We start from the raw sequence: 25389 nt of genomic DNA, 5'->3' as shown, positions 1-25389 counted from the left end.
TTATTGTTCAACATAATCCAGTTCCTTACCATAGGTTTCTTCCATTTTCCACAAGGAAAGTAAGGCCAGCAAAAAGCAAACGGCACCTACCGCAGCACCTGCCTGAAGAACTCCCCAGTTCGGTTTAAGGAACTGGAATATTGGCAATGTGATCAGAACCGTCGCGCGAACATTATTCGCAACCGACGTAGTTACGGTTGCACGAAGATTCGTACCAAATTGTTCAGCTGTGGTTGTCAGGAACATGGCAATGTACCCGATTGAAAAACCGAGCCATGCATAACAGAAATAAAGTGTTTCTGCTGATTTTATTCCTCCATAAAGAAGAATAACCGCGCCAGCCAAAGTCATCATTAGCATAATCAAAATAGCTTTTTTTCGCGATTGAAGCCACTGGCTTAAAAACCCGCTAAAAAAATCTCCAGTAACGATTCCAATGTAAGTATATAAAACGCAGGTTCCGGCAGGAATATCTCCGGGAATTCCAATTGCCTTTGCAAATTCATTTCCGAAGGTTGCGTAAATTCCAATCACCAGATAAGTTGGCAAGGCAATTCCCATACACCGCAAATAACGGATCAGCCGCTCTCGTTTTGTGAAAATCGTCCACCATTGTACTGATTTTGAAATACTATTTTTGATGCCTTTTTCAAAAAGAAAAGATTCCAATACGTTGACGCGAAGTGCTAAAAGTAGTAAACCCATGCCGCCCCCGATAAAATAAGCAACGCGCCAGTCTGTGAGTTTCACAGCGAAAAATGCAGCAATTGCTCCTGCAAGACCGACGCTCGCTACTACGGACGCACCATAACCACGATATTCTTTCGGTAAAATTTCAGCGATTAAGGTAATGCCTGCGCCAAGCTCACCGGCCAGACCAAGTCCTGCAATAAATCTTAAAATCGAATATAACTCGACGTCGTTTGTGAAACCGCAAATAATATTGGCAAGAGAATAAGTAAGAATAGAGCCAAAAAGCACAGAACGCCTCCCCATTTTATCACCCCAAATCCCCCAGAAAAATCCTCCGATCAACAACCCCGCCTGTTGCCAGTTATAAATTTTAGCCCCAATCAGTGAGATTTCTGCTTCGGAAAGTCCGAGATCTTTCAGGCTCGGAACCCGGACGATATTAAATAAAAGCAAATCATAAACATCCACAAAATAACCCAGCGACGCTACAATAACCGGGAGTGAAAGTACAGAACGAAGCGCAGAGGTATTATTTGATGTAGAAATTGAATTCATAGTTTAATAAAGCATAACGGGAAAACAGGAGCGATTCACTAAAAGTAAGGACAAAATACTTAATCATCAATGGGTTTTCTCCGCATCGATTTTACCTGTGATTTTTTCTGTTTTCCAGCCAATCTGTCAAGTTTTGAAGCTAAGGTTGGCCGTGTGGGTTTTCGTTTTTTTGGTACGAAAAAAGCCTGCCGGATCAGTTTATTAAACTTGTCTACAACCTTATCCTTATTTGCAAGTTGCGAACGTTCAGTTTGATGATAAATTACCATCACATTTTCGTTCGTCAGCTTTGCACTTAACTTATTGATCAGGATCTGCTTCTCTTCTTCCGATAATAAATTCGAATTTGCAATATCAAAGCGAAGCTCTACTTTCGTTTCAACTTTGTTAACATTTTGCCCGCCGCTTCCACCACTTCTGGCTGTCTGGAAAACGAGTTCGGGGTGTAATTTTTCAGGATTAATCATGACCTGGTTATGAATATTGTTAATGTCTGTTAAGGTATATACGAACTTGATAACATTTTACGCTTTCTGGATGTAAAAAATCAGATGATAGAATTAGATCTGACTTTTATAACAAACTATCTATCAATAATTTACATAGAAATACATATCAAACTAAAAGTTAAAAATACGCTTTTCGATTCAAATCAACTTGTATTATCACTTTTAGCACAAAAAAGCAGCATTAAACCCATTTCAAATTTTCGTGTCAAACAATCGATTTTAATTTAGAAAACTATTAATTCATACGGCCATGTATCACATGCATAAATTTCGGATTCTTGCCTTATCATTATTACTTCTTGGAGGTATTTCGATTCAGGAAAAGGTAAAAGCTCAGCCGGGAGTTTCTATCTCGTTTCAAACATTTTACAGCGAGCTGTCTCCTTATGGCCGCTGGATTAACTCGCCGCAATATGGCTCCGTGTGGACTCCTTATGTTGATGCAGGTTTTCAGCCTTATTCAACCAACGGTTATTGGGAAGTGACAGAATATGGTAATACATGGGTTTCCGATTACGACTGGGGTTGGGCGCCTTTCCACTACGGCCGCTGGTCTTTCGACGATTATAATGGCTGGTTCTGGATTCCCGGTTATGAATGGGGACCTGCCTGGGTAAACTGGCGTTCAGGTGGCGGATATTATGGATGGGCGCCGCTGGGGCCTGGCGTGAACGTAAATATTTCCGTTAACATTCCTTCTTTCTGGTGGGTTTTCGTTCCGCAGCAATATATTGGAACACGCGGATGGTATAATTACTGTGCGCCGAGAGGACGGTATAACCAGATCTATGGCCAGACTACGATCATCAATAATTATTATCGGAACGATAACCGTACGTATGTTTACGGTCCACGACGTAATGAAATTGAACGGGTGACAGGACGCACGGTTGTTATTCGTGACATTGACCGTAACCGCCGTGGTACCGTAATCGTTGATCGCTCGAACGGGAGAAATGGCAATTATGGAAACGACCGTGGGAGAACTTACAATGAACCAGGCAATAACAGCAGATACGGTTACGATAATAACAATCGCAGAGGAACAATTTCAGGAAATAATCCGGGTAATAGAAACAGAGATAATGACTATCGTTCAAACAACAGAACCTATGATAATGGTAGTGTGAACAGAGGCCCGGAAATCAGAAACGACCGTGGTACCCGATCGTCAATCCCGGACCGCCCGTCAGAACGTTCCGCCCCGGACAGAGGTTATTCGTCTCCAAGCCAGGCGCCCCGGGATATGAACCGTTCAAGAGGTCAGGAACAACCTGTCTACAATAATAATGACAATCGCTCGAATCGCACTTATGAGCAGCCTCGTACTGCGCCAAATGTAGAGCAGAGCCGTTCTCGTCAAAGCGAGCCGTCTAATAATTCCGGTCGTTCCAGAGATTATGGAAATAGTGAAAGATCGACAAACACTCCTGCTGCTCGCTCCAACTCTCCTGAAAGAAATTCCGGTGAGTCATCGCGAGGCGGGAACGGAGGCGGACGAACTTACGAAAGTTCAGGCGACAGAGGTGGCCGTTCGCCAAGATAACAGTATAGAATAAATGAAAGCTCCTCAACGAAACTTAAAGTTTTTTGAGGAGCTTTTTCATTTATCGTACTTTTATAATAAGCGCATTTCCGGTCTATTGCGTCTTTATATAAACATTCCAATTCTAAGGAAATGTGGTAATTTTAGCACACTTTTAACCCATGACGCTTTAATGGAAATCCAGTTTGACATTGATTTTAAGGAGAGTGCGCCAAAATACATGCAAATTATCAAATCGCTGTTATTGGCCATTGGTAAGGGAAAGCTGAAAAGAGGAGATAAAATACCGTCAATCAACCAGTTAAGCGAAGAATATTTATTATCCCGTGATACCGTAGAGAAAGCTTACAAACATCTGATCAAGGACGGTGTGTTGATATCTGTGCGCGGAAAAGGATATTTCATCAATCGTGTTGATATAGAAACTACTTCCAGGATTCTTCTGGTTTTTAATAAAATCAGTAATTACAAAAAACAGATTTATAATTCCTTTGTGGAAAATGTTGGTCGCAATGTGATCGTTGATCTTCATATCCATCACTCGAACATCAATATTTTCAGCAATTTAATTAAGAACAGTCTCGGCGAATATGATTATTATGTGATAATGCCGCATTTTTATGAAAATGAAGAAGAAGCTATCAAAATTTTAAACCTGATTCCGCCTGAAAAATTGATCTTACTCGATAAGGATATTCTGGAAAATGGTCTGTCAAAACACTCGGCAGTGTATCAGAATTTCGAAAAAGATATTTTACATGCGCTGAACGATGCCATAGATCTGTTGCAGGTTTATAAAAAACTGATCCTGATTTTCCCGACACTCATCCCATATCCGAAAGAAATTATCAAAGGATTCCGGCTTTTTTGTATCCAGCATCAGTTCGAGCATGAAATTATGTATGAAACAGATGAAAATATCACTGTTTTAAAAGATGCCGCTTATGTGATTATTGAAGAAACGGATCTGGTCAATCTTATCAAGAAATGTAACGAACAGAAACTTGTCATTGGAAAGGATGTCGGTATAATTTCCTATAATGAGACCCCGCTGAAAGAAATTTTACTGGATGGTATCACGACGATCTCAACGGATCACGAACAAATGGGAAAATCAGCTGCCCGCCTTGTGATGATGAATAAAACGGAAAGCATCAAAAACCCATTCACGCTAATCAGAAGAAAATCATTATAACAAAGAAAGCCATTCAGATTTCTCCGAATGGCTTTCTTTGTTAAAGACCAGTAGCAACAGTCACAGTTCCACGTTCGCTGATCAGATTTTCTCTGATTTTAAGATCACGAAAAAGGCCGATCGGATCCAGAGAACCGCCGCTGTGCAGCATAGCTTCTCTAACTAATGGGCGAACATCTGTTCTGAACGCATTCTGCAATAATTGTTGCGCTAAAACTACATCATTATTCTGACGTGCGATTTCAAGCTTTTTGCTATCCAGGATAAGCGCCTGCGCATAAGAAAGCAAAATTGCTTCTACCGATTGCATCAAATCTTCCAAAGGATCTTTCACATTGTGACTTGCGTCAATCATCCAGGCAAATCCGTCACTGCCTTTTCCAGCGCGTTTCATCCCCTCAACCAGCTCAACAAATATCAGGAACAACATATAAGGTCTAATACTTCCAACCGTCAAATCATCGTCACCATATTTGGAATCATTAAAATGGAAACCTGCCAAACGGCCTTCCATCATCAACGTAGCAACTATTTGTTCGATGTTTGCATTGGGTAAATGGTGTCCTAAATCAACCAAAACATCAGCTTTCGGTCCCAATTTCTGACAGAAAAGCAAAGAACTTCCCCAATCCTGGATAACGGTCGAATAGAAATTAGGCTCGTAGGCTTTATACTCCACGAAAACTTTCCAGTCTTCCGGAAGAGCCGCATATATTTCCTGCAAAGATTCCAGCGTATTTTGGAAAGATTTTACAAAATTAGATTGTCCGGGAAAACAGGATCCATCCGACAACCAGATCGACAATGCCTTTGAACCTAATTCTTTTCCGTACCTGATAACTTCAATATTATGCTCAACCGCCTGTTTCCTAACTTTTGGATCCATGTGCGACAGAGAACCATATTTGTAAGATAATTCCTGGTTTTTCTGATCCTGAAAAGTATTGGAATTCACCGCGTCAAACTTCAAATCCAATGAAGTCGCCAGATCAATCATTGCGTTGGCGTCGCTTGGTATATCCCATGGAATGTGCAGCGAAATTGAGCCGCTTGAACGATTCAGAGCATGGAGAATCCCAACATCTTCAATTTTTTCAACCAAAGATCCTGGCTCGCCGGCACCTGAAAAACGGCCGAAACGCGTGCCGCCCGTTCCAAGCGCCCAGCTTGGAATAGCAACCTGAAATGCCTGCAATGTTTTTACGATCGCGTTGGCATCAATGCCTTGTTCCCCTAGTTGTTCCTTCGCAAATATGAATTGATTGTTGTGTTTTCCTAGCAAACGTTCATTATGCTGATCAATGCGATATTGTTCTATTTTCATCTTTTTAGCATTAAAGATTGAAGTATCCGGCCGTATTCAAGTAAATTATCAGATTAATTTGAACCGCCATTATTTTAAAAAAAAGAGCTGTGCCAAAAGCAATTTTACTTTCGGCACAGCTTTCATTTCTAGTACTAGCGAACAAATGCTGCCGGTACTCCACCATCAATGTTCAGGACATTTCCGGTACTTTTCCCTAACAATCCACCAACGAATACAAAAACGCCGTTTGCAATGTCTTCTGTGTGAATTTCAGCATTCAAGACCGTACGTTTTGCGTAATATGCCGGCAATTCTTCGATTTTGATTCCATAAGCTTTTGCACGGCCAGCTGCCCAACCGCTTTCCCAGATTTTACTTCCGGAAATTACTGCATCAGGATTCACTACATTCACACGAATTTTATCAGGGCCTAACTCTGCAGCCAGAAGGCGGGTCATATGCTGCTGAGCTGCCTTCGCAGTTCCATAGGCAACATTATTTGGACCAGAAACCAGGCCGTTTTTACTTGCAATGTTAATAATATCCCCTCCTAAACCTTGCTGACGCATAATCGCAACGGATTCCTGAGATACGAGGAACTGGCCTTTTACCAAAACGTCCTGTAAAATATCCCAATCCTTGATAGTCGTTTCGGCAAGCGGTTTAGAAATGGAAAGTCCGGCGCAGTTCACAACGATATCAACACCACCGAATTTTAGTTTTGTAGTATGCAATCCTTGCTGGATCTGATCAATTTCCAGTACGTTCGCATTTGCGGTTGCTGAAAAATCTTTACCAAACTTGGCGTCAAATTCATTTTTCGTTTCAGCCAATGCTTTGTCATCAATATCTGAAATCACAACACAAGCACCTTCTTCGAGAAATTTCTGCGCAATTGCTTTACCAATTCCACCAGATCCTCCGGTAACAAAAGCCACTTTTCGTGAAAGTGATTTTTCCTTCGGCATACGCTGTAATTTAGCTTCTTCCAACAACCAGTATTCGATATCAAAAGCTTCTTGTTCAGGTAACGAAACGTAGGATGAAACCGCCTCCGCGCCCTTCATTACGTTGATTGCATTGGTATAAAATTCTGCGGCAACGCGGGCAGTTTGTTTATCTTTTGCAAAAGCGAACATCCCAACGCCCGGATATAAAATAATTACCGGATTTGGGTCACGAACGGCCGGGCTGTTATCATGTTTGCAGCGATCGTAATAGGCCTGATAATCCACACGGTATGCCTCAAACTGCGGACGAATAACATCCAGAATCGCCTGGGTATCGCCAGTTAACGTTTCCAGCGACAGATCGAGTACCAATGGACGGATTTTTGTACGAAGGAAGTGGTCAGGACAACTTGTTCCCAAAGGAGCCAGTTTGTCAAGATCATTGCTGTTGATAAATTCCAGAACACGTACATCATCCGTGAAATGACCAACCATCGTCTGACGGTCAGAGGCGAGGCCGCGAAGGTAAGGTGCCAATTGACCTGCTAATTCAAGACGACGAGCTGCGTCCAGACTTTCCTGTTTTGCACCGCCAAAAACAGGACGTTTTTTGCCGTAATTAGCTTCAAGATATTCCGAAGCTTTTTCAATAACGTCAAGTGTATTGATATAAGATTCGTAGGCAGTGTCACCCCAGGTAAACAAACCATGACCACCCAAAACGATTCCGCGAATGCCAGGATTATCAGCAAGTGTTTTTTCCAGTTTTAACCCAAGGTCAAAACCTGGACGCTGCCAAGGTACCCACGCCAGTTCGCCATTAAATAATTCCTGCGTAATCGCCTCACCTTCTTTCGAAGCCGCAATAGCAATTAAAGCATCAGGGTGTAAATGGTCAATATGTTTGAAAGGAAGCAAACCGTGCAAAGGCGTGTCGATTGACGGCGCTTTCGATTTTAGATCATAAATACAATGATTGAAGAGCTCAACCATTTCGTCTTCAAATTCAAGACCGCGATATATATTTTTCAGAGCATGCAGACGGTTCTGATAAAGACCGGCCAGGCCGCTTCTCTTCAAAGTCCCGATATCTCCGCCAGAACCTTTGATCCACATCACCTCAACAGAATTTCCTGTTAAAGGATCTTTTTCAATGGTTTTGCAGCTGGTGTTTCCACCGGCATAGTTGGTAAGACGAAGGTCTGCTCCAAGCAAATTGGAACGATATAAAAGTAATTCCACCTGATCATCACCCAGGGAAGCTGCTTTTTCTTCATCCCAAAGATAACTCACATACTTGTACTGCTCTGCTTTTAAAATGCTCATATTATTTTGTTTTTTATAATCCCTTATTGGTTAAAATCACTTAAAAGTAACAGGTGGGCAATTCAGATGATTTGACTTTTTATTACGATACAAGATTAAAAAACTTCGATTTGCGTACCGTCCTGTGGTATCCTGCATACTAAAAAAATATAAGATAAATAAGTTATTTTTTAATTAAAACGGCCTGAGCAGAGAAATCTACCCAGGCCGTTCAGCGAAAATGTATTATTACCTTCTAATTTTGAATGACTACTTTTCTCGTTTCTTCCCCTACTTTAATCAAATAAAGTCCGTTCGATAGTTTGCCCGTCCGAACTGGTTGCGCAGGATTTACCTTTTGTTCCAGCACAACCCTTCCCTCATAATCCCTGATTTCAACGGCCTCCTCCCTATCCAATCCGGAAACAAAAAACTCATTTTTTGCAGGATTCGGATAGACGCTCAGTTTTGTTTTATCCTGTTTCACAGTAATAATACGGGAGTATTCCGATTTCCCGTTCCAGTCCAGTTGTTTCAGCCGGTAATAGGTTTTGAAATAGGGTTTTGCATCCAGAAAGGTATAGGTTTTATCTCCCAGATTATCCCCAAGCCCATCCACAAATCCAATATTTTCAAATGTTTTCGCATCAACACTTCGTTCGATCTGGAAGCCTTTGTTATTGGTTTCTGAGGTGGTTTTCCAAGTGAGGAGGTTTTCAGATAAATTATTCTTGACACTAAAAAAAGTTAGTTTAACAGGAAAGAAAGTTTCAAAATCTACTTCGTCACTAACAAGTGTAAGACCTGGAACACTAGCATCCGTCGCCTCTATTCTATATTTACCTGGCCCTTTCCATGAAAACATTGGCATATCTGTTCCATTAATTGTTTGTATTATCTGGTTATCCCTATAAAAATAAGATACACTTGACCCGCTACCACCGTGCGACGCATATATTGCACCATTTCCCTGATATAGCTGAATCTTTGCTTGATTGGTATAATGATCAAGCCTGCTAATATTAGACACCATTCCCTCAAATGTGAAAGAGTTGCCAGAAATATCAACGTTTGCAGAAATTGGAATTCCAGATAAGTCCGGGATAAAATCCCCCAAAGCACCGTACTTGATAGTTCTAACCGGATTAGCGGTGTAGCTTAAATTTAATGCTGTCAGATTTTGTAGGTTTGCAAATGATGCCGGTATAGGTCCGTTGAAAAAATTGTCCGATAAGTCTAGGTGCTTTAATTTTGTCAGATTACCCAGAAAAACTGGTATGGCTCCACTCAAATTTTGCCTGCTTAAAATTAAAGTTTCAAGATTCACCAATTTTGAAAATGAAGTTGGAATACTCCCTGAAAGGCTACCAAGAGAGGTCTGACCGGGGTAATCCTTATAGGCTATGCTTAGGTATCTTAATTGGACGAGATTACCAAAACTAGCTGGAATAGATCCTGAAAAGTTCAGAGAGGAGAGATCCAGATGCCGAAGGTTAACTAACTTCCCAATTTCCGGCGGTATTTGACCAGTCACAGCCGAATAGTTATTTGTTCCAAAACCATTTCCACCTCCTAAACTTAGTGTGATCAAAGCAGTTAAATTGCCTATTTCTTTCGGAATTTGTCCATCCAATTGCTTTTCAGATAGTGATAAACCTGTAACTCTGTCGTTTTCGCATGATATCCCTGCCCACCCACAAGGACTATCTCCTGGATTACCCGGAAAGTTCCATGGCACGTAATGAACATTTGGTTCACCTGGGAAATGAAAACTCATGTTCTCATAAATAGCCTTTAATGCCAGCCGATCATCTTCCAAAGTCTGTGCAAAACTACTCGTAACAGAAAACAAAAGGACAAAAATTAGGTAATAGTGTTTCATAGTGCTAAATGTAAGCGTGAACTAAAAAATAAAAGGCGACGAAAATCTGTCAGAATGAAAGAGAATCATTCTTGTCACTTAATTATAAAGAAGTTGTTCAGAGACGTCGAAAAGAAAAATCGACAGCGACATGTGCCACTGCCGATTTAGTAAGTCAAATTTCAAACAAAATATCAGCAAATCAAATTACCAAATCAATAATTTAATTTTCGGTTACTTATGTTGATGTTTAAACCACATTACTTCCAGGTCAACCCCATATTATAAAACAAAAAAGCATAAATATCCGCCTGGGTTTCTAATGCCTTTTTGGTATTGCTGGCTCCGTGTCCGGAATTTGTGTCAATACGAATTAAAAGCGGATTTGTAGAAGACTGGCCCGCTTTTGCTTGCAGCTCAGCCGCATACTTAAATGAATGCGCCGGAACAACCCGGTCGTCGTGATCGGCCGTGGTGATCATTGTTGCCGGATAATTGACACCCGATTTGATATTATGTAATGGAGAATAACCGTAAAGCATTTTAAATTCTTCCGCATTGTCGCTGCTTCCATAATCGGCAATCCAGTTCCAGCCAATCGTAAATTTATGAAAACGAAGCATATCCATCACGCCAACAGCCGGAAAAGCAACTTTAAACAATGCTGGCCGCTGGTTCATCACAGCACCCACAAGCAAACCGCCGTTCGACCCACCCTGTATGGCTAAACGTTCAGGCGATGTATACTTTTCCTTGATCAGAAATTCTGCCGCCGCAATAAAATCATCAAAAACATTTTGCTTTTTTAACTTCATTCCTTGCTCGTGCCATTTTTCGCCATACTCACTTCCGCCACGTAAATTTGCCTGAACATATACACCACCCTGATTTAGAAACGGAATACGTGTTGGGCTAAACGATGGCGTCAGACTGATATTAAATCCACCATATCCGTACAAAATCGTAGGATTCGTGCCATCCAGTTTCAGCCCCTTTTTATAGGTGATGAATGCAGGAATCTTTGTCCCGTCTTTGCTTGGATAAAAAACTTGTTTTGTTTCGTAGTCTTCTGGTTTAAAAGAAACTTCCGGTTCACGAAATACAGTGCTTTTGTGGGAAGCAATGTCATACCTGAAAATGGTCGGCGGGTAGTTGAATGAGGTGTAGGTATAAAACACAAAGGTATCTTCCTTCTCTCCGCCAAAACCGCCAACAGTTCCAAGTCCCGGCAATTGTACTTCGTTTTCCAGTTTCCCTTTCAAATCATACACATATACCCTCGATGTTACATCTTTTGAATAAGAAGCAAATACTTTCCCGCCAGCCGTTCCTGCGCCTTGCAACGGTTCAGGTTTTTCCGGCAGAAATATTTTCCAGTTTTTCGACTTGCTTTCGTAAAACATCACTTTTCCGTTTGGAGCGTTCTCGTTAGTTTCCACTAAAAAACCGCCTTCGGCATTTTCAATGATGTTATAGCTAAAATCGGTAATTTCTTCCTTGATCGGCGTAAATTTCGTTTCGCCTTTTTTCATCACCCATAAGCCATTTCCGTCTTTCCCTTTTCCACGGTCGCTCACATAAAGTGTGGCAAATTGTTCGTCCTCCGTCGTGCTGACCGTATGAAACCTTTGACCATTGGCAGGATCTTCGAATATCAACTTATCCTCAGACTGTGCTGTCCCGATTTTATGAAAAAATACCTGATGATTCTCATTTTTTGCAGCCAAAGCACTGCCCTCAGGTTTTGGATAACTGCTGTAATAAAAACCGTCTCCTTGCCACGCCGCACCCGAAACTTTTACCCATTCCACTTTGTCCGATAACATTTTCAGGGTTTTCATATCCATCACCCGATATTCCTGCCAATCAGATCCGCCTTTTGAAAAACCTAAAACTGCATGATTTCCATCTTTTGAAAGTTCGAAAACAGTCAACCGGGTTGTTCCGTCAGCCGACAGTTTGTTAGGATCGAGAACCGTTTCGGGAGTTCCGTTCAAACCCTTTTGACGATACAAGACAGCCTGGTTTTGCAAACCGTCGTTTTTGTAAAAATAAAAATAGTCTCCCTTTTTTGAAGGTGCCGAATATTTAGGATAGTTATAGGCCTTTTCCAGATCGGAAAAAATCTTTCCCTTAAATGAGATTTTATCCAGATATCCAAACGTCACTTCATTTTGTGCTTTTACCCAGGCTGCGGTTTCTGCTGAACGGTCATCTTCCAGCCAGTGATACGGATCAGAAACCTTTGTTCCATGATACTCATCAACATGTTCAACCTTATTTGTTTTGGGGTAAGTTATTTTCTGAGCGGATCCATCCGTGCCGATCAGTGTGGCAGTAAGTGCAGTCATTCCTAAAATTTTATAATTCATATACTAAGTTTTATTATAATCAAAACATGCGAATTAGCCTCTATTTTACCAATCGATAAGATTTTATCCGTTTTGTTTAGAGATTTATATGACGTTAAAGTAAAAAAACACAATTTTATTATTTTAATAGCATGAAAGTTACTTTCTGCACCAATTTTGTCATTTAAAACCAGTGTACGGATCCTTAAATTTTATTATACCTGATACAAACACATCACCGGTCAACTTTTATTCATGAAAAAATGACGCGGAACTTTGTATCCTATTTAACGTTTTTGCTGCTGTTCCTGAACATGGCTCTTGTGGTCAAACCATGTTTTGCGTCCAATCCAATATCTGCGCCCATTGCAAAAGCAGGAATTCTCGATCTGCGAAATACCGACCTTGAAAATTTTACAGTTCCAATCGATGGTGAGTGGAAGCTTTATTGGAAAGTTTTGAAAAAACCCGGAACGACAGAAACATATCATGAAATTACAAAATTCCCTCAGCTGTGGCGCAACACACTTTGGAAAGGCAAATTTTTACCGTCCCAGGGATTTGCAACTTATGAATTAAAAGTTCTACTGCCGAAAGAAAGAGACCAGCTTGCGTTCAATATCCGGGACATGTATAGTGCTTACACTTTTTATGTCAATGGAAAGATTATAGCTGCTAACGGAGTTCCCGGCACAGACAAGGCCAGCACGGTTCCTTATTGGTCAACGCAGGTAAAACCATTTCAGCCGACTGATACGCTTTTTTTAACCTTACAAATCGCAAATTTCCATCATTCAAAAGGCGGAAATACCAAGTCAATTGAGATTGGTTCTTTCAGTAAATTACAAGCAGAAAATAATCTGGACTATGCTTTCGATTTCCTGCTGACGGGTTGCATGGTCATGGGCGGGCTATATTTTCTTGGTCTTTATCTTTTAGGACGGCATGATAAAGCAACGCTTTATTTTGCGCTCTTCTGTTTCTTTTACAGTTACCGTATTATCGGCACAGGAGATTACGCGATCCATTCCATTTTTCCGACATTAGGCTGGCATCTGGCCATTCACTGCGAATATATTTCGCTATTTATGGCCGTGGCTATGTTTGCGCTTTACACACGGAATCTCTATTGGGAAGACACCCCTCATAAAATTATTTTCGTGATGACAGGCATCTGTTTCGCCCTTGTTGTGATCACGATGATTTCACCTCCGCTTTTATTTTCCAATTTAATTAATCCATTTATTGGGCTACTAATCTTTTACATAAGTTTCGCCACCTCAATTTACATAAGAGCGTATAAGAATAAGCGCATCGGAGCAAAATATGCCCTATTGAGTACAGGAGTCATATTTATCATTATTATTGCTCTGATTCTGGATTACTACGACATTACATACCCCGAAAAGATTTTCCTATTTGTGGGATATCTCGGATTTTTCTTCTGTCAGTCATTAATACTTTCGTTTCGATTCGCATACACCTTGAAAAAGGCTAAGACGGATGCAGAAATGGGATTAAAAGTGAAAAGTGAATTTTTAAGCACAATGAGCCATGAGATCAAAACGCCTCTCAACGCGGTTGTCGGGATGACACACCTGATGATGAAAGAAACGCCGAGGCCGGATCAAAAACAGCACCTTGACGTACTTCTTTTTTCAGCGAACAATTTGCTTGCGATTGTCAACGACATCCTGGATCTTAACACGATAGAAGAAGGCAAAATTCAAATTACCAACGCGCCAGTCGACCTTTCGGAAATTTTAAAAAGCATAGTTTCAGGATATAAAATGTCGGCTGAGGATAGCGGGATTGACCTTATCATACGACTTGACGATAAACTCCCTGCCAAGATTTCGGCTGACGCTAAACGTATATCACAAGTAGTTGGTAACCTCGTCCAGAATGCTATAAAATTTACTAGCAAAGGATGGGTAAAATTAGAAGTCGAAATAATTTCAAGCACAGAAAAAGATATTACGCTCAAAATATCTGTTCAGGATACCGGCATTGGTATTGCCGAAGAAAAGCAAAAAATCATATTTGATCAATTCACGCAAATTGAATCTTCTTCGACCCGGGGTTTTGGTGGAACCGGCCTGGGCCTTGCCATCAGCAAAAGATTGTTAGAGCTTCAAGGTTCTGCACTGCACCTTGAAAGCGAAGAGGGTAAAGGATCAAATTTCTACTTTATACAAACTTTTCCAATATTGGAGGAGACCGCAAAACAGAAAGATGTCTTACCTGAAAACATCGAAGAAAAACCTTTAAAAGGAATTTGTGTTTTGATTGTTGAAGACAATCGTATGAACGTAGTCGTTGTTCAGAACTTCCTGAAAAGATGGGGAGCCGAATCAGAGGTCGCTGTCAACGGGCAGGAAGCCTTAGATCATTTTGATGTAACCCGTCACCATATCGTGCTGATGGATCTTCACATGCCAGTGCTGGATGGATATCAGGCAACGAAGCAGTTGCGTGAACGTGGAGAAACGGTACCCATTATTGCCTTAACGGCAAGCCTGGCTCCGGATGTGAAACGGGATATGTTTAGTATCGGGATGACTGATATAGTTTCAAAACCCTTCAATCCGGATCAATTATTAAATAAAATCCTTGACCAGACTGTCAGGTTATAAAACAGGGTGAAGAAATATACTTCACCCTGTTTTTTTATTTCAGAATCTCTACCACAAGTCCACTTTCTGCGCCTTGCTGATGAAAGACTTTTTGAGTCGCTTTAATAAAATCTTTTTCCTCCGCTTTATAAATGTTGTCTACATATTTCTGCGGATTCCTGTCAAATAATGGAAAAACAGTACTTTGAACCTGAACCATGATGCGGTGACCCTTCTTAAAAGTATGCAGCACATCCTGTAACCGGAATGAAATATCAGTCAGTTTATCGGCAACAAGCGGCTCAGGTTTTTCCATACTGTTACGGAAACGGGCGCGAACAATTTCACTTCTTACCATCTGCTGATACCCTGCCATCACAACATTCGGGTTGGGTTGGAACGGGCTATTCTTTTCATCATCAGGATATACATCAATCAATTTGACAAAAAAGTCAGCGTCGGTTCCGCTCGTGCTGATTTTTAGTTGTGCCATTATTTCGCCGCCCAGGGTCATATCTTCTGTCAGCACATCTGTTTTAAACACCAAAACATCGGGACGCGTTGAGGCGAAACGCTGATCTTCCGACATGTATTCGAATGGCGTAAATCCGGACATTTGCTTGTAATTCTCAGTATAAGGAACCGGTTTCATTGGATCGCTGACATATTCCGAGAATGACTTTGCAGTGGCAGGAGCATTAAAACTCAATTTTCCATCTGCCAGAAAATAGAGTTTCTTCTTTTCAGCATTGGCAACCGGCCACTTGTCGTAGGTTTTCCATTCCTTTTTTCCTGTATCAAAAAGATATGCTTCCGGCAATCCTGTTTTCCCATCACCAGGACCTTTTAAGAAATGATCAAAAAACTTTCCTTCGATTGTATTTTGGTAGAAAGTTGCGATACTGTCCCCAAAATAAATATCGTTGTGAAAGGTATGCCCGGTTTCTCTGCTCCACCTCCCGTGGCCAAATGGACCGACAACCAGCGTATTATAAATCCCGGGATTATTTTTTTCAATTGTCTTATAGGTATTCAGCGGACCATACAAATCTTCTGCATCAAACCAGCCACCAACCGTCATGAATGCGTGTTTCAAGCCTTTTAAATGAGGTAAAATATCTCTCTTTTGCCAGAATTCATCTTTGTTGGGATGATTTACAGTTTCCTGCCAGAAAAAGTTTTTCGAATAATGTTTATCAAAGTTTTTCAGCGGGCCAACATTCATATTGAACGTGTAACCATCCGGAGCAGGTTTAATGAAATCGTTAGAGAACCATGAAGCATCAGTTGGCGCATCCGGCTTGATTCCGAAAACCGGGAAAGTGAGATAATAACCTTGCGTAAAAACGCCGTTATGATGAAAATCGTCATGAAAAAAGTCTGCGATCGGTGCCTGCGGAGAAGATGCTTTTAAAGCTGGGTGATTGCTGAGCGCACTGGCGGTTGTGTAGAAACCAGGATAAGAAATCCCCCACTGTCCTACCCTTCCGTTGTTATTCGGAATATTTTTTAAAAGCCATTCAATGGTATCATAAGTATCTGAGGCTTCGTCAACTTCTGTTTTATTTTTCTTGGAATCGATATGCGGCGTCATGTTGGTCCAGACACCCTCACTTTTATACCTTCCTCTGACATCCTGATAAACAAAAATATATTTTTCCTGCATAAGTAACGTGCTTGGCCCCAGGCGAGCAGGATACTTTTCCTCGCCATAAGGCGCGACGCTGTAACATGTTCTTTGCATCAGAAACGGATACTTTTTTGATGTTGCAGCGTCCTTCGGAGCGTATACAATGGTGTGTAATTTCACACCGTCCCGCATCGGAATATCGAATTCCTTTTTTGAATAATTATCCTTGACGAAGGTATCCTGGGTTGAAGTCTGCTGCGACAACACGTTCAGAGACATCAATAAAAAAGTAAAAAGCAATAGATTTTTCAACATAAGATTTAAACTTATTTTCTTTTGTAATAATTAAGATTCACACTTGCCGCCTGACCGATTTCTCCAAGCGTATAAAAACCTTTCGCCTCAAGATCAAAACAAATTGACTCTCCCTGCGGCTCTGGAGCGAGAAACATTTGCTTCCGCGGCGCTCTCAAAAGTGTCTGACCAACTGTTTCGCCAGTGCTTCTTATCCAATAAAAAGCTGAGGTATAATTCCTGATCAATATTTCGCCGCCACTCACTGAAATATTACCTCCTGTTGCAAAAACTACCGAAGGAATAATTCCCACTTTTTCCGCTGTAATGGTTGCCGAAGTTGATTGAGGATATGGCAGACGATACAATCCAGCATTATCCATTTCTTTTGAAATTATAAAAATATCCTTCGTTAAAGGATCCAGTAGAAGGCTTTCCGCATCACGGGGGCCATCGGGGTAATTATATGTTATTTTTTCTAAACCACTTTGATTAAACGATTCGTTAATACCACCGATTTCCGGGATTCTGTAAATAATATTGGTTGAAGTCATCGGAAGATTGTTGTTGCCGATTTCACCAATGTACATATACTTAACCCCATCCGCAGGCCCTGGACCACTTGCAAGATCTTCCCAGTCATGGTTTGACGAGCCCGGTATATTAAATTCTTTAATCGTTTTTCCGTCAGTGCTGACAAGGTACAGAGAGTTCGGTTTCCCCGAATCCTGCAAAGTCCATAAATAGCCATTCATTGAGAAACTATTGGCTAGCCCGGATGCTTCATTGATGATTTCCGGTTGTATGGCAAATTGTGCAGGAACAGTTTCAAAGTCAATCGAATCACCCGTTTCCGGATTTACTTCGGGATCACCGCATGCAGTCCAAAAGACCGCCATCGTTGCGAATAATAAAAACTTTTGCGGTAAGAACCTGAATTTATATAATTTCATAAATAACGTTTCATGTTAGATTTAGTAAAAATACGTAGTTTTGCGGCATTTATTATCAGGCAGTTTCTTTATATCAGTATTAAAATAATTATATGTTACGTACACATACCTGTGGTGAGTTAAGCTTAGAGCATGTAAATCAAGATGTTGTGTTGTGTGGTTGGGTTCAGCGAATCCGTGACAAAGGAGGAATGGTATGGCTGGATTTACGTGACCGGTATGGTTTAACACAGCTTCTTTTTGAAGAAGGTAAAACACCACCGGAGGTATTGGAAACTGCACGTTCGCTGGGACGTGAATTTGTGATCTCCACAAAAGGCGAGGTAATTGAACGCCTTTCTAAAAATGATAAAATTGCGACGGGTTCAATCGAAATTCGTGTTTCAGAATTATCGATTCTTAATCCTGCAAAACTTCCTCCTTTTTTAATTGAAGACGAAACGGACGGAGGAGATGATATTCGTATGAAATACCGGTATCTGGATCTGCGTAGAAATACAGTTCGTAAAAATCTTGAACTTCGTCACCAGGTTGCTCGTCATACACGTGCCTATCTTGATGATTTAAGTTTTATCGAAGTGGAAACTCCCGTGTTAATCAAATCAACACCGGAAGGAGCACGTGATTTTGTTGTGCCAAGTCGCATGAACCCAGGTGAATTTTACGCTTTGCCGCAATCACCGCAAACTTTCAAACAACTTTTGATGGTAGCTGGATTTGACCGTTATTACCAGATCGTAAAGTGTTTCCGTGATGAAGATTTACGTGCCGATCGTCAGCCTGAGTTTACGCAGATTGATTGCGAAATGTCGTTTGTAACACAAGAAGACATTTTGAATACTTTTGAAGGCTTGATCCGTAATCTTTTCAGTAAAGTTAAAGGGCTGGATTTGCCGGAAGTTCCACGTATGACTTATGCAGATGCCATGCGTTTATACGGTTCCGACAAGCCGGATATCCGTTTTGACATGAAGTTTGTTGAATTGAAAGGAAAGGATCAGGATCTTACCTCTGGTAAAGGTTTCGGTGTGTTTGATGATGCTGAGCTTGTTGTTGGTGTTTGTGCGCCGGGTTGTGCCGTATACACCCGTAAACAAATGGATGAATTGACAGACTGGGTTAAACGTCCGCAAATTGGCGCGAAAGGATTGATCTATGTGCGTTATAATGAGGATGGAAGCGTAAAATCTTCCGTCGATAAGTTTTACTCAGAAGAAGATCTTAGAAAATGGGGGTCGGCATTTGATGCAAAACCTGGTGACTTAATTCTGGTAATTTCCGGACAGGCTGATAAAGCCCGCAAACAGCTGAATGAAGTTCGTCTGGAAATGGGTTTCCGCCTTGGTTTCCGTGATCCAAATGTGTTCCGAGCATTGTGGGTGCTCGACTTCCCGTTGTTAGAATACGGCGAAGAAGAAAACCGCTGGTTCGCGATGCACCATCCATTCACAAGTCCAAAACCGGAAGATATTGCGCTTTTAGCGACGGACCTTGGGCAGGTACGCGCAAACGCTTATGACATGGTTATCAACGGTGTAGAAGTTGGTGGTGGTTCTGTCAGGATTTTCGAACGCGATTTGCAGCAGCAAATGTTTGAAATACTTGGCTTCAGTCCGGAAGAAGCGCAGGAACAATTTGGCTTCCTTATGAATGCTTTTGAATTCGGAGCACCTCCTCATGCAGGTATCGCCTTCGGATTTGACCGTCTGTGCTCAATCTTTGGAGGCGTAGATTCGATCAGAGATTTTATTGCGTTCCCAAAAAATAATTCAGGACGTGACGTAATGATTGATTCGCCGTCTAGTATTGAAGATAAGCAATTAAAAGAATTGTCAATTAATGTAATTCCATTGAAAACATCTTAGAAATACGAAATTCTATCAAACGACTTTCAATTATAATATCTTTATGTACTTTTGAGTGAATTCTTTGATTCTATCAAAAGTATATAAAGATGTTTCTTAGAATTTAAACAAACATTTACGCACATTACATGTACTTCTCCTTGCTTCGAAAATCCCTTTTCTCGGGAATTCTTTTTTTATTTTCTGCATTGTTACATTCTGAGACATTTGCTCAAAATATTGACCCTAATTCAATATCTAACGAACAAGCTTTAGAATTTTACAAGAGAGCTAAGTCCAGCGGACTAACTGATATGGCTATCGAACAGGCTGCTCTTGAAAAAGGATATACACTGGATCAAATCAGTACAATGAGAAATCGGTTACAGCAAGCGCAGACCTCCTCTCCGACTAGCCCTGACCGAAGTAACACAGATGAAAGTAGAAGGCAGGTTGCTGATTCTATGTTGGTAAAAGCGAAGCCGATATCCGTTCTTCCAAGTGCCGATAGCGTGAAACAAATTTTTGGTGCTTCTTTTTTTTCTATCCCGTCTATTAGTTTCGAACCCAACCTACGAATTGCTACCCCAAAAAATTATATTTTAGGTCCGGACGACGAACTGGTTGTAGATATTTACGGAAATTCAGTTGATAATTTTCGATTAAAGATAAGTCCGGAAGGAACGGTTAAAATGTTGAATCTCGCACCTGTACAGGTGAATGGTTTGACTATTGAACAAGCTTCTGAAAGAATTATAAACAGATTAAGATCCGCATATTCAACCCTTAATCGGCCTGGTGGAGGGACATATTCAACTATTACGCTAGGAAATGTAAGGAGTATTCAGGTGATGATAACCGGAGAAGTAACACGTCCGGGATCTTACACAATTTCATCGCTTGCCACTGCATTTAATGCGCTTAATCAGTCTGGCGGACCAAATAATAATGGTTCATATAGAAGTATAGAGATTATCCGAAATAATAAAACAATACGCACAATAGATTTGTACGGCTTTTTAGTTGATGCGAATCTGAAAGATAATATCACTATGCAGGATCAGGATATCATCCTGGTTAGGCCTTATTCGAAGAGAATTGAATTATTTGGCGAAGTAAAACATCCCGCATTGTTCGAAGTAAAAGATGGTGAAACACTGAAAGATATGATTCGATACGCCGGCGGATATACTCCAACTGCATATTCTGCTTCTATTCAATTTAGAAGAAATACTGGCAAAGAGCTTTTGGTTGGCTCCGTTCAGGATGCGGAAATTGCAAATTTCATTCCTCAAAACGGTGATGTTTATAAAGTCGGAAAAATTCTTAATAGAATCGAAAATCGGGTTGTTATTGAAGGCGGCGTTTTTAGAGATGGCGAATATCCGATTGACGAACAAACTAATACAGTAAAAAAACTGATAAAAAAATCTGAAGGCTTAAGAGAAGACGCGTTTTTAAGTCGGGCAATTATCGAAAGAAAAACAGAAACGCTTCGGCCTGAGATTATTTCTTTTGACCTCGGAAAATTGATGAATGGTGAAATTGATGATATAGTTCTGAAGCGTGAAGACCATATCTATATTAAAACCATTGATGAACTCAAAGAAAACTATGGTCTGACAATTCTAGGCTCGGTAATTAACCCGGGGACGATTGATTACCATGAAGGGATTACCGTGGCGGATGCCATTTTTAAAGCTGGTGGATATACAGAAGGGGGTATTCCTTACAGAATTGAAGTATCAAGAAGGATAAAAGGAGACACCGCAAATATTCCTCAGTCTCAAAATGTCCGTATTTTTTCATTGGAAGTCAGTGAAAATCTACAGCTAAATGCAGGAGATCAGAAATTCACACTTTCACCTTTCGACGTAGTCTATGTACGCAAGTCGCCAAGATATGAGTCTCAGAAGTCTGTGACAATTTTAGGGGAAATTATGTATCCTGGAACTTATACCATTTTAAACAATTTTGAAAGAATAACCGACCTTATTCCCAAAGCAGGAGGAATGAAAGCGGAAGCGTATCTGAGCGGAGCCAGATTTTACCGGAACAAAGAATTAGTTGCTGTCGACCTTAAAGCAATAATTCAATCCCCATCGCTCCCATCAAACTTATTATTACAAACAGGAGACACCCTGCTTATTCCAACGAAATCTGAAACTGTGCGTATTAAAGGTGGAGTGCAAAACCCGTCATTAGTTAATTTTGACCCAGGTTTTACGTTCAGAGACTATATATCTCAAGCGGGTGGTTTTGCAGAATATGCCTGGAAAAGTCGTGTTTACGTATCCTATCCTAATGGACGTACGTTCAGAACCAAAAAATTTCTATTTATCAGATCATATCCAAAAATTGAATCGGGATCTGTTGTCACAATTCCGCTAAAAGATCCTCAAAAAGAACGTCAGATAAGTCCATCTGAGAGAATCGCTATTATTTCACTTGTGACTACGGTTTCACTGGCATTGATCAGTTTATTCAGATAAGATAAGTCTTACCTAGGAAACAACTAATAATTACCTCAGATAAAAATCGATCATGAACGAAGAGATAGCTGGAAATAAAACACCACCAGAAGCAGACATATTGGAACGTTCAGTGATGTTTCTGATTTCCTTATTTAAGAAGAACCTTAAGAAGATTGTTTTGGCGGGTTTTATTGGTGGCATACTAGGCGGAGCTTTTACCTATTTACTACCTAAGCAATTCACAGCAAAAGCAGAACTACTTCCTGAATACAAGGAAAGTCGTTTTTCAGGATTTAGTTCCTTGGCAAATCTTGCTGGTATTGATTTAGCTAATTCATCCGAGAGTGATGCTATCCGGCCCGATTTATATCCAAATATTTTGCAGAGTACACCTGCAATAATTCATCTTTTAAAACAGCCTGTAAAGACAATTGACAACAAGAAATTTCCGACATTGTTAAGCTACCTCGAAAGCACAAACAAAGATCAGGAAAAGTCAAAAATAGCAGCAATCCTTGCCGACAAAGCAGATACTTCCGTGTTGAATTTTTCGAAGGATGAGGTAAGGCTCATTCAAAATTTAAGAGGTTCTCTAACTACTAATTTCGATAAGAAGACTGGAATAATTTACATTGGTGTAGAAATGACAGATCCAGTCATTGCCGCTGCAACCCTATCCCAGGCAATACAATATTTGTCAAATTATGTCTCTGGCTACCGTTCCAAAAAGAAGCATGATGAATCTGAATTTATCAAATCCAGAGTACAAGAAGCTAATAACCAGCTCAAAAACGCAGAATATTCTCTTCAACGTTACAGGGATAACAATAGAAATGTATTTAATAATGTAGCGAAAATTGAGGAGCAAAAATTGCAATCTAATTATGTACATGCTCAAAATCTTCGTAATGATTTACTAAATCAATTAGAGAAAGCAACACTTGCCGAAAAAGAAGGAAGGCCAATCATCCAAATCCTTGAACCACCAATAGTTCCTGTAAAGAAAAGCAGCCCTACCAGAATAATTTACGCAATTGCCAGCGCCTTCTTGTTTTCCTTGACTGCACTAGTTGTATTATCCATAAGAAATAGATAATTGCATGAAGTTAAACAAATCAGTAATTAACTTCGCCTGGCTATTTATAAGCTCAATAGCCATTAAAGGACTTGGCATATTAAGAGAGTCTATCATTGCTTACATGATAGGAAACACAATAGAATTTGCAACTTTTAATACATTAAGGTCGATAGTGGATTTCTTTCTGGCATTTGTGATTGGAGTTCCCGTAATTGAGAGCATTCTGGTTCCTAAATATGCTGGATTATATCTTCGAAATACTTCAATTAACTTTCAACCAATCTGGAATCAAACATTACAATATTCTAAATACCTTTTCTTAATATCCTGTGTACTTCTTTTCTTCGTGTCTTATTTTAAGTCTGACATTTATGATTGGGATCTGGCAGTGTGGGTACTACTTTTTGCTTCTTATTTGGCCATAAATCTATCCAATAGCATTCTGTTTTCACTTCAAAAAACGATAGGAAATTTTCAAAACTATTCTACGCAGTCATTTATAAATGCAGTTATCACGCTAATTATAATCTTCCTTCTTATTGGACAAATTGGGCTTAAATCAATTTTGGTTGCATCGGTCCTTGGAATTCTGTTTTCCAACTACCTTCTGAAAAAAAGTCTAAACCAAAATTTCAGTAAAGTTGAGCCCCAGACAAAAGACAATTTAATCAAGTTAAAGGACATAAATTTTTACAGGCTTATTACGGTGAATCATGCAATTTTCATAGGTTTCACGGGCAGACTTTTAATTAGTTTTGAGAATGATTTTCAGATTAATTATTACCAGTATTCCTTTATAATCATTTCCTCATTTATGCTAATGATTGTATCAAATATTGCTTCAATAATACTTTACAAATCATCTGTTTCTGATTCTTCATCCTTTACAAAAACAATTTTTTTGACATTTTTGATTGCTCTTTCAGCAAATTTGGTATTATACTTTTTTGGGAACTATATCATCAGCATCCTTTATGAAAGAGGCAAGTTTACTCAGCAAGACACACGTAGCGTTTTTGAATTTCTAAAAATTTTCCTAATTCCGTACACTTTTTTTTCAATTACTCAGGTAATGATACAACCATTTTTAAAAGTAGGTCCGGGTGACAATACGCGCATCAATAGAGTAATCAAAAAAATAGGTCAATTAATTTTCATTTCAATCGCAATTAGTCTGTCGGTTGGATTTGCGATTTCAAATTATAAAACAGCGGTTGAAGTCCTTTTGTATACTTCTTCATTATCAATACTCTTATATTTATTGTTAAATTTAAAAAGGTTAAAGCACACAAATCTTAATAAACATATTGTATGATAAAAGTAATATCAAGAACTGTTCTGGGACTTGGATTCAACCCAATTCAGTTTTTTAACTCATTGAAGGGAATTCCATCTTTTATAAGCGACTACATAAAAATTTCTAAGGCAATAAGCCAGTATCCAAAGTTTGGCAAAATAAGTATTTCTCCTTTTTTAGGCGATCGCTACGAGCAGGGAGGCGATATGAAAAGCATTTATTTTCAACAGGATCTGTTTGTCGCTCAGCAGGTTTACAAATACAATCCGGTCAGGCATCTTGATATTGGTTCTCGGACAGATGGATTTGTAGCACACATTGCTACATTCAGAGAGATCGATGTTGTAGATATCAGGGCAATCAATAGTATCGTTCCAAATATTCAATTCCAGCAGTCAGATATGATGAAAAAGCCGGATCAGTCTTTATATGGCAAATACGATTCAATATCTTCCTTACATGCGATCGAACATTTTGGTCTAGGAAGATATGGTGATCCCATTGATCTTGATGGACATATAAAAGCTATCGAAAATATTCATGGTTTGTTGACTGATAAAGGTATATTCTATTTCTCCGTCCCAATTGGTACACAACGAATCGAATTTAACGCACATCGGGTTTTTGATGTCAGATATCTATTGGATGTTTTTAAAGATAAATTCGTTGTAGAATCCTTCACCTACATTGACGATAATAAAAACATTTTCAGACATCAGGCTCTTACAGCAGATCAAGTTCAGACCAACTTTGGATGCACATACGGATGTGGAATATTTATTTTAAGAAAGGTGTAGTTTTAAGAAATACCCCTTAGGAAGCGACTACAAGAATTATCAGCAACAACAATAGTCTATTTTCAATTTCAGAAATAAAATGGCAGGACAATATAAATGGTATCTAATACTGCTATTTTTCCTTGTAACTACACTG

At 39.9% G+C, this 25389-nt stretch carries 16 protein-coding genes; 8 read left to right on the top strand and 8 right to left on the bottom strand.

The window, feature by feature from the left end:
* Complete coding sequence (locus L0657_RS10725) at nt 1-1248, bottom strand: MFS transporter (RefSeq protein WP_235150614.1); 1248 nt, start codon at nt 1246-1248, stop codon at nt 1-3.
* Between the two features lie 59 nt (nt 1249-1307).
* A complete protein-coding gene (gene arfB / locus L0657_RS10720; RefSeq protein ID WP_310588279.1) occupies nt 1308-1730 on the bottom strand; it encodes an alternative ribosome rescue aminoacyl-tRNA hydrolase ArfB in 423 nt (140 codons plus the stop codon).
* A 286-nt stretch (nt 1731-2016) separates the two neighbouring features.
* On the opposite strand from arfB, the gene L0657_RS10715 reads away from it, so the two are divergent.
* Together L0657_RS10715 and L0657_RS10710 are read left to right on the top strand one after the other, a co-directional pair.
* Nucleotides 2017-3303 carry a DUF6600 domain-containing protein gene (locus L0657_RS10715; RefSeq protein ID WP_235150611.1) on the top strand — a complete coding sequence of 429 codons (1287 nt, stop codon included), beginning with the start codon at nt 2017-2019 and terminating at the stop codon, nt 3301-3303.
* A 172-nt stretch (nt 3304-3475) separates the two neighbouring features.
* Nucleotides 3476-4498 (top strand): GntR family transcriptional regulator, encoded by a 1023-nt coding sequence (locus L0657_RS10710; protein ID WP_235150610.1) that lies wholly within the window; start codon nt 3476-3478, stop codon nt 4496-4498.
* Nucleotides 4499-4538: 40 nt separating this feature from the next.
* On the opposite strand, the gene L0657_RS10705 is transcribed toward L0657_RS10710, so the two are convergent.
* The 4 genes from L0657_RS10705 to L0657_RS10690 all read right to left on the bottom strand — a co-directional run bounded on the left by L0657_RS10705 (nt 4539) and on the right by L0657_RS10690 (nt 12292).
* A complete protein-coding gene (locus tag L0657_RS10705) occupies nt 4539-5822 on the bottom strand; it encodes a TIM barrel protein (protein ID WP_235150609.1) in 1284 nt (427 codons plus the stop codon).
* Between the two features lie 134 nt (nt 5823-5956).
* Entirely contained in the window at nt 5957-8080 is a 2124-nt protein-coding gene (locus tag L0657_RS10700; RefSeq protein ID WP_235150608.1) for a bifunctional aldolase/short-chain dehydrogenase, read from the bottom strand.
* A 235-nt stretch (nt 8081-8315) separates the two neighbouring features.
* On the bottom strand, nt 8316-9941 hold the full coding sequence (locus L0657_RS10695) for a T9SS type A sorting domain-containing protein (RefSeq protein WP_235150607.1): 1626 nt from the start codon (nt 9939-9941) through the stop codon (nt 8316-8318).
* Between the two features lie 239 nt (nt 9942-10180).
* Nucleotides 10181-12292, bottom strand: coding sequence for a prolyl oligopeptidase family protein (locus L0657_RS10690; protein ID WP_235150606.1), 2112 nt, complete (start codon nt 12290-12292; stop codon nt 10181-10183).
* A 242-nt stretch (nt 12293-12534) separates the two neighbouring features.
* Between L0657_RS10690 and L0657_RS10685 the strand changes: the two genes are divergently transcribed.
* Nucleotides 12535-14907, top strand: coding sequence for an ATP-binding protein (locus L0657_RS10685; RefSeq protein ID WP_235150605.1), 2373 nt, complete (start codon nt 12535-12537; stop codon nt 14905-14907).
* Nucleotides 14908-14941: 34 nt separating this feature from the next.
* On the opposite strand, the gene L0657_RS10680 is transcribed toward L0657_RS10685, so the two are convergent.
* Nucleotides 14942-16831 carry a CocE/NonD family hydrolase gene (locus tag L0657_RS10680; RefSeq protein ID WP_235150604.1) on the bottom strand — a complete coding sequence of 630 codons (1890 nt, stop codon included), beginning with the start codon at nt 16829-16831 and terminating at the stop codon, nt 14942-14944.
* 11 nt (nt 16832-16842) lie between these two features.
* The gene (locus L0657_RS10675; RefSeq protein WP_235150603.1) at nt 16843-17763 is read right to left on the bottom strand and encodes a PE-PGRS family protein; all 921 of its coding nucleotides are present in this window, start codon (nt 17761-17763) and stop codon (nt 16843-16845) included.
* 92 nt (nt 17764-17855) lie between these two features.
* Here L0657_RS10675 and aspS point away from each other — a divergent pair, with 92 nt between their 5' ends.
* The 5 genes from aspS (at nt 17856) to L0657_RS10650 (ending at nt 25253) form a co-directional block, all read left to right on the top strand.
* Nucleotides 17856-19628, top strand: coding sequence for an aspartate--tRNA ligase (gene aspS, locus L0657_RS10670; RefSeq protein ID WP_235150602.1), 1773 nt, complete (start codon nt 17856-17858; stop codon nt 19626-19628).
* A gap of 293 nt (nt 19629-19921) precedes the next feature.
* A complete protein-coding gene (locus L0657_RS10665) occupies nt 19922-22099 on the top strand; it encodes an SLBB domain-containing protein (protein ID WP_235150601.1) in 2178 nt (725 codons plus the stop codon).
* A gap of 52 nt (nt 22100-22151) precedes the next feature.
* On the top strand, nt 22152-23177 hold the full coding sequence (locus tag L0657_RS10660; protein WP_235150600.1) for a hypothetical protein: 1026 nt from the start codon (nt 22152-22154) through the stop codon (nt 23175-23177).
* A 4-nt stretch (nt 23178-23181) separates the two neighbouring features.
* On the top strand, nt 23182-24474 hold the full coding sequence (locus tag L0657_RS10655) for a hypothetical protein (RefSeq protein WP_235150599.1): 1293 nt from the start codon (nt 23182-23184) through the stop codon (nt 24472-24474).
* The gene (locus tag L0657_RS10650) at nt 24471-25253 is read left to right on the top strand and encodes a DUF268 domain-containing protein (RefSeq protein ID WP_235150598.1); all 783 of its coding nucleotides are present in this window, start codon (nt 24471-24473) and stop codon (nt 25251-25253) included. Before L0657_RS10655 ends, L0657_RS10650 begins: the two co-directional genes overlap by 4 nt.
* The last annotated feature ends 136 nt before the right edge of the window (nt 25254-25389 follow it).

The organism is Dyadobacter sp. CY345, from assembly GCF_021502725.1.
Lineage (GTDB): Bacteria > Bacteroidota > Bacteroidia > Cytophagales > Spirosomataceae > Dyadobacter.
Note: the sequence above shows the minus strand (reverse complement) of the source record. Positions and strands in the feature narration are given on the sequence as shown.

Bases quoted from the DNA above. Each gene is read 5' to 3' on its own strand.
- L0657_RS10725 (WP_235150614.1), bottom strand. From the start codon at position 1,248: ATGAATTCAATTTCTACATCAAATAATACCTCTGCGCTTCGTTCTGTA.
- L0657_RS10685 (WP_235150605.1), top strand. From the start codon at position 12,535: ATGACGCGGAACTTTGTATCCTATTTAACGTTTTTGCTGCTGTTCCTG.
- L0657_RS10650 (WP_235150598.1), top strand. From the start codon at position 24,471: ATGATAAAAGTAATATCAAGAACTGTTCTGGGACTTGGATTCAACCCA.
- L0657_RS10700 (WP_235150608.1), bottom strand. From the start codon at position 8,080: ATGAGCATTTTAAAAGCAGAGCAGTACAAGTATGTGAGTTATCTTTGG.
- L0657_RS10660 (WP_235150600.1), top strand. From the start codon at position 22,152: ATGAACGAAGAGATAGCTGGAAATAAAACACCACCAGAAGCAGACATA.
- L0657_RS10695 (WP_235150607.1), bottom strand. From the start codon at position 9,941: ATGAAACACTATTACCTAATTTTTGTCCTTTTGTTTTCTGTTACGAGT.
- L0657_RS10655 (WP_235150599.1), top strand. From the start codon at position 23,182: ATGAAGTTAAACAAATCAGTAATTAACTTCGCCTGGCTATTTATAAGC.
- L0657_RS10680 (WP_235150604.1), bottom strand. From the start codon at position 16,831: ATGTTGAAAAATCTATTGCTTTTTACTTTTTTATTGATGTCTCTGAAC.
- L0657_RS10665 (WP_235150601.1), top strand. From the start codon at position 19,922: ATGGCTATCGAACAGGCTGCTCTTGAAAAAGGATATACACTGGATCAA.
- aspS (WP_235150602.1), top strand. From the start codon at position 17,856: ATGTTACGTACACATACCTGTGGTGAGTTAAGCTTAGAGCATGTAAAT.
- L0657_RS10690 (WP_235150606.1), bottom strand. From the start codon at position 12,292: ATGAATTATAAAATTTTAGGAATGACTGCACTTACTGCCACACTGATC.
- L0657_RS10705 (WP_235150609.1), bottom strand. From the start codon at position 5,822: ATGAAAATAGAACAATATCGCATTGATCAGCATAATGAACGTTTGCTA.
- L0657_RS10710 (WP_235150610.1), top strand. From the start codon at position 3,476: ATGGAAATCCAGTTTGACATTGATTTTAAGGAGAGTGCGCCAAAATAC.
- L0657_RS10675 (WP_235150603.1), bottom strand. From the start codon at position 17,763: ATGAAATTATATAAATTCAGGTTCTTACCGCAAAAGTTTTTATTATTC.
- L0657_RS10715 (WP_235150611.1), top strand. From the start codon at position 2,017: ATGCATAAATTTCGGATTCTTGCCTTATCATTATTACTTCTTGGAGGT.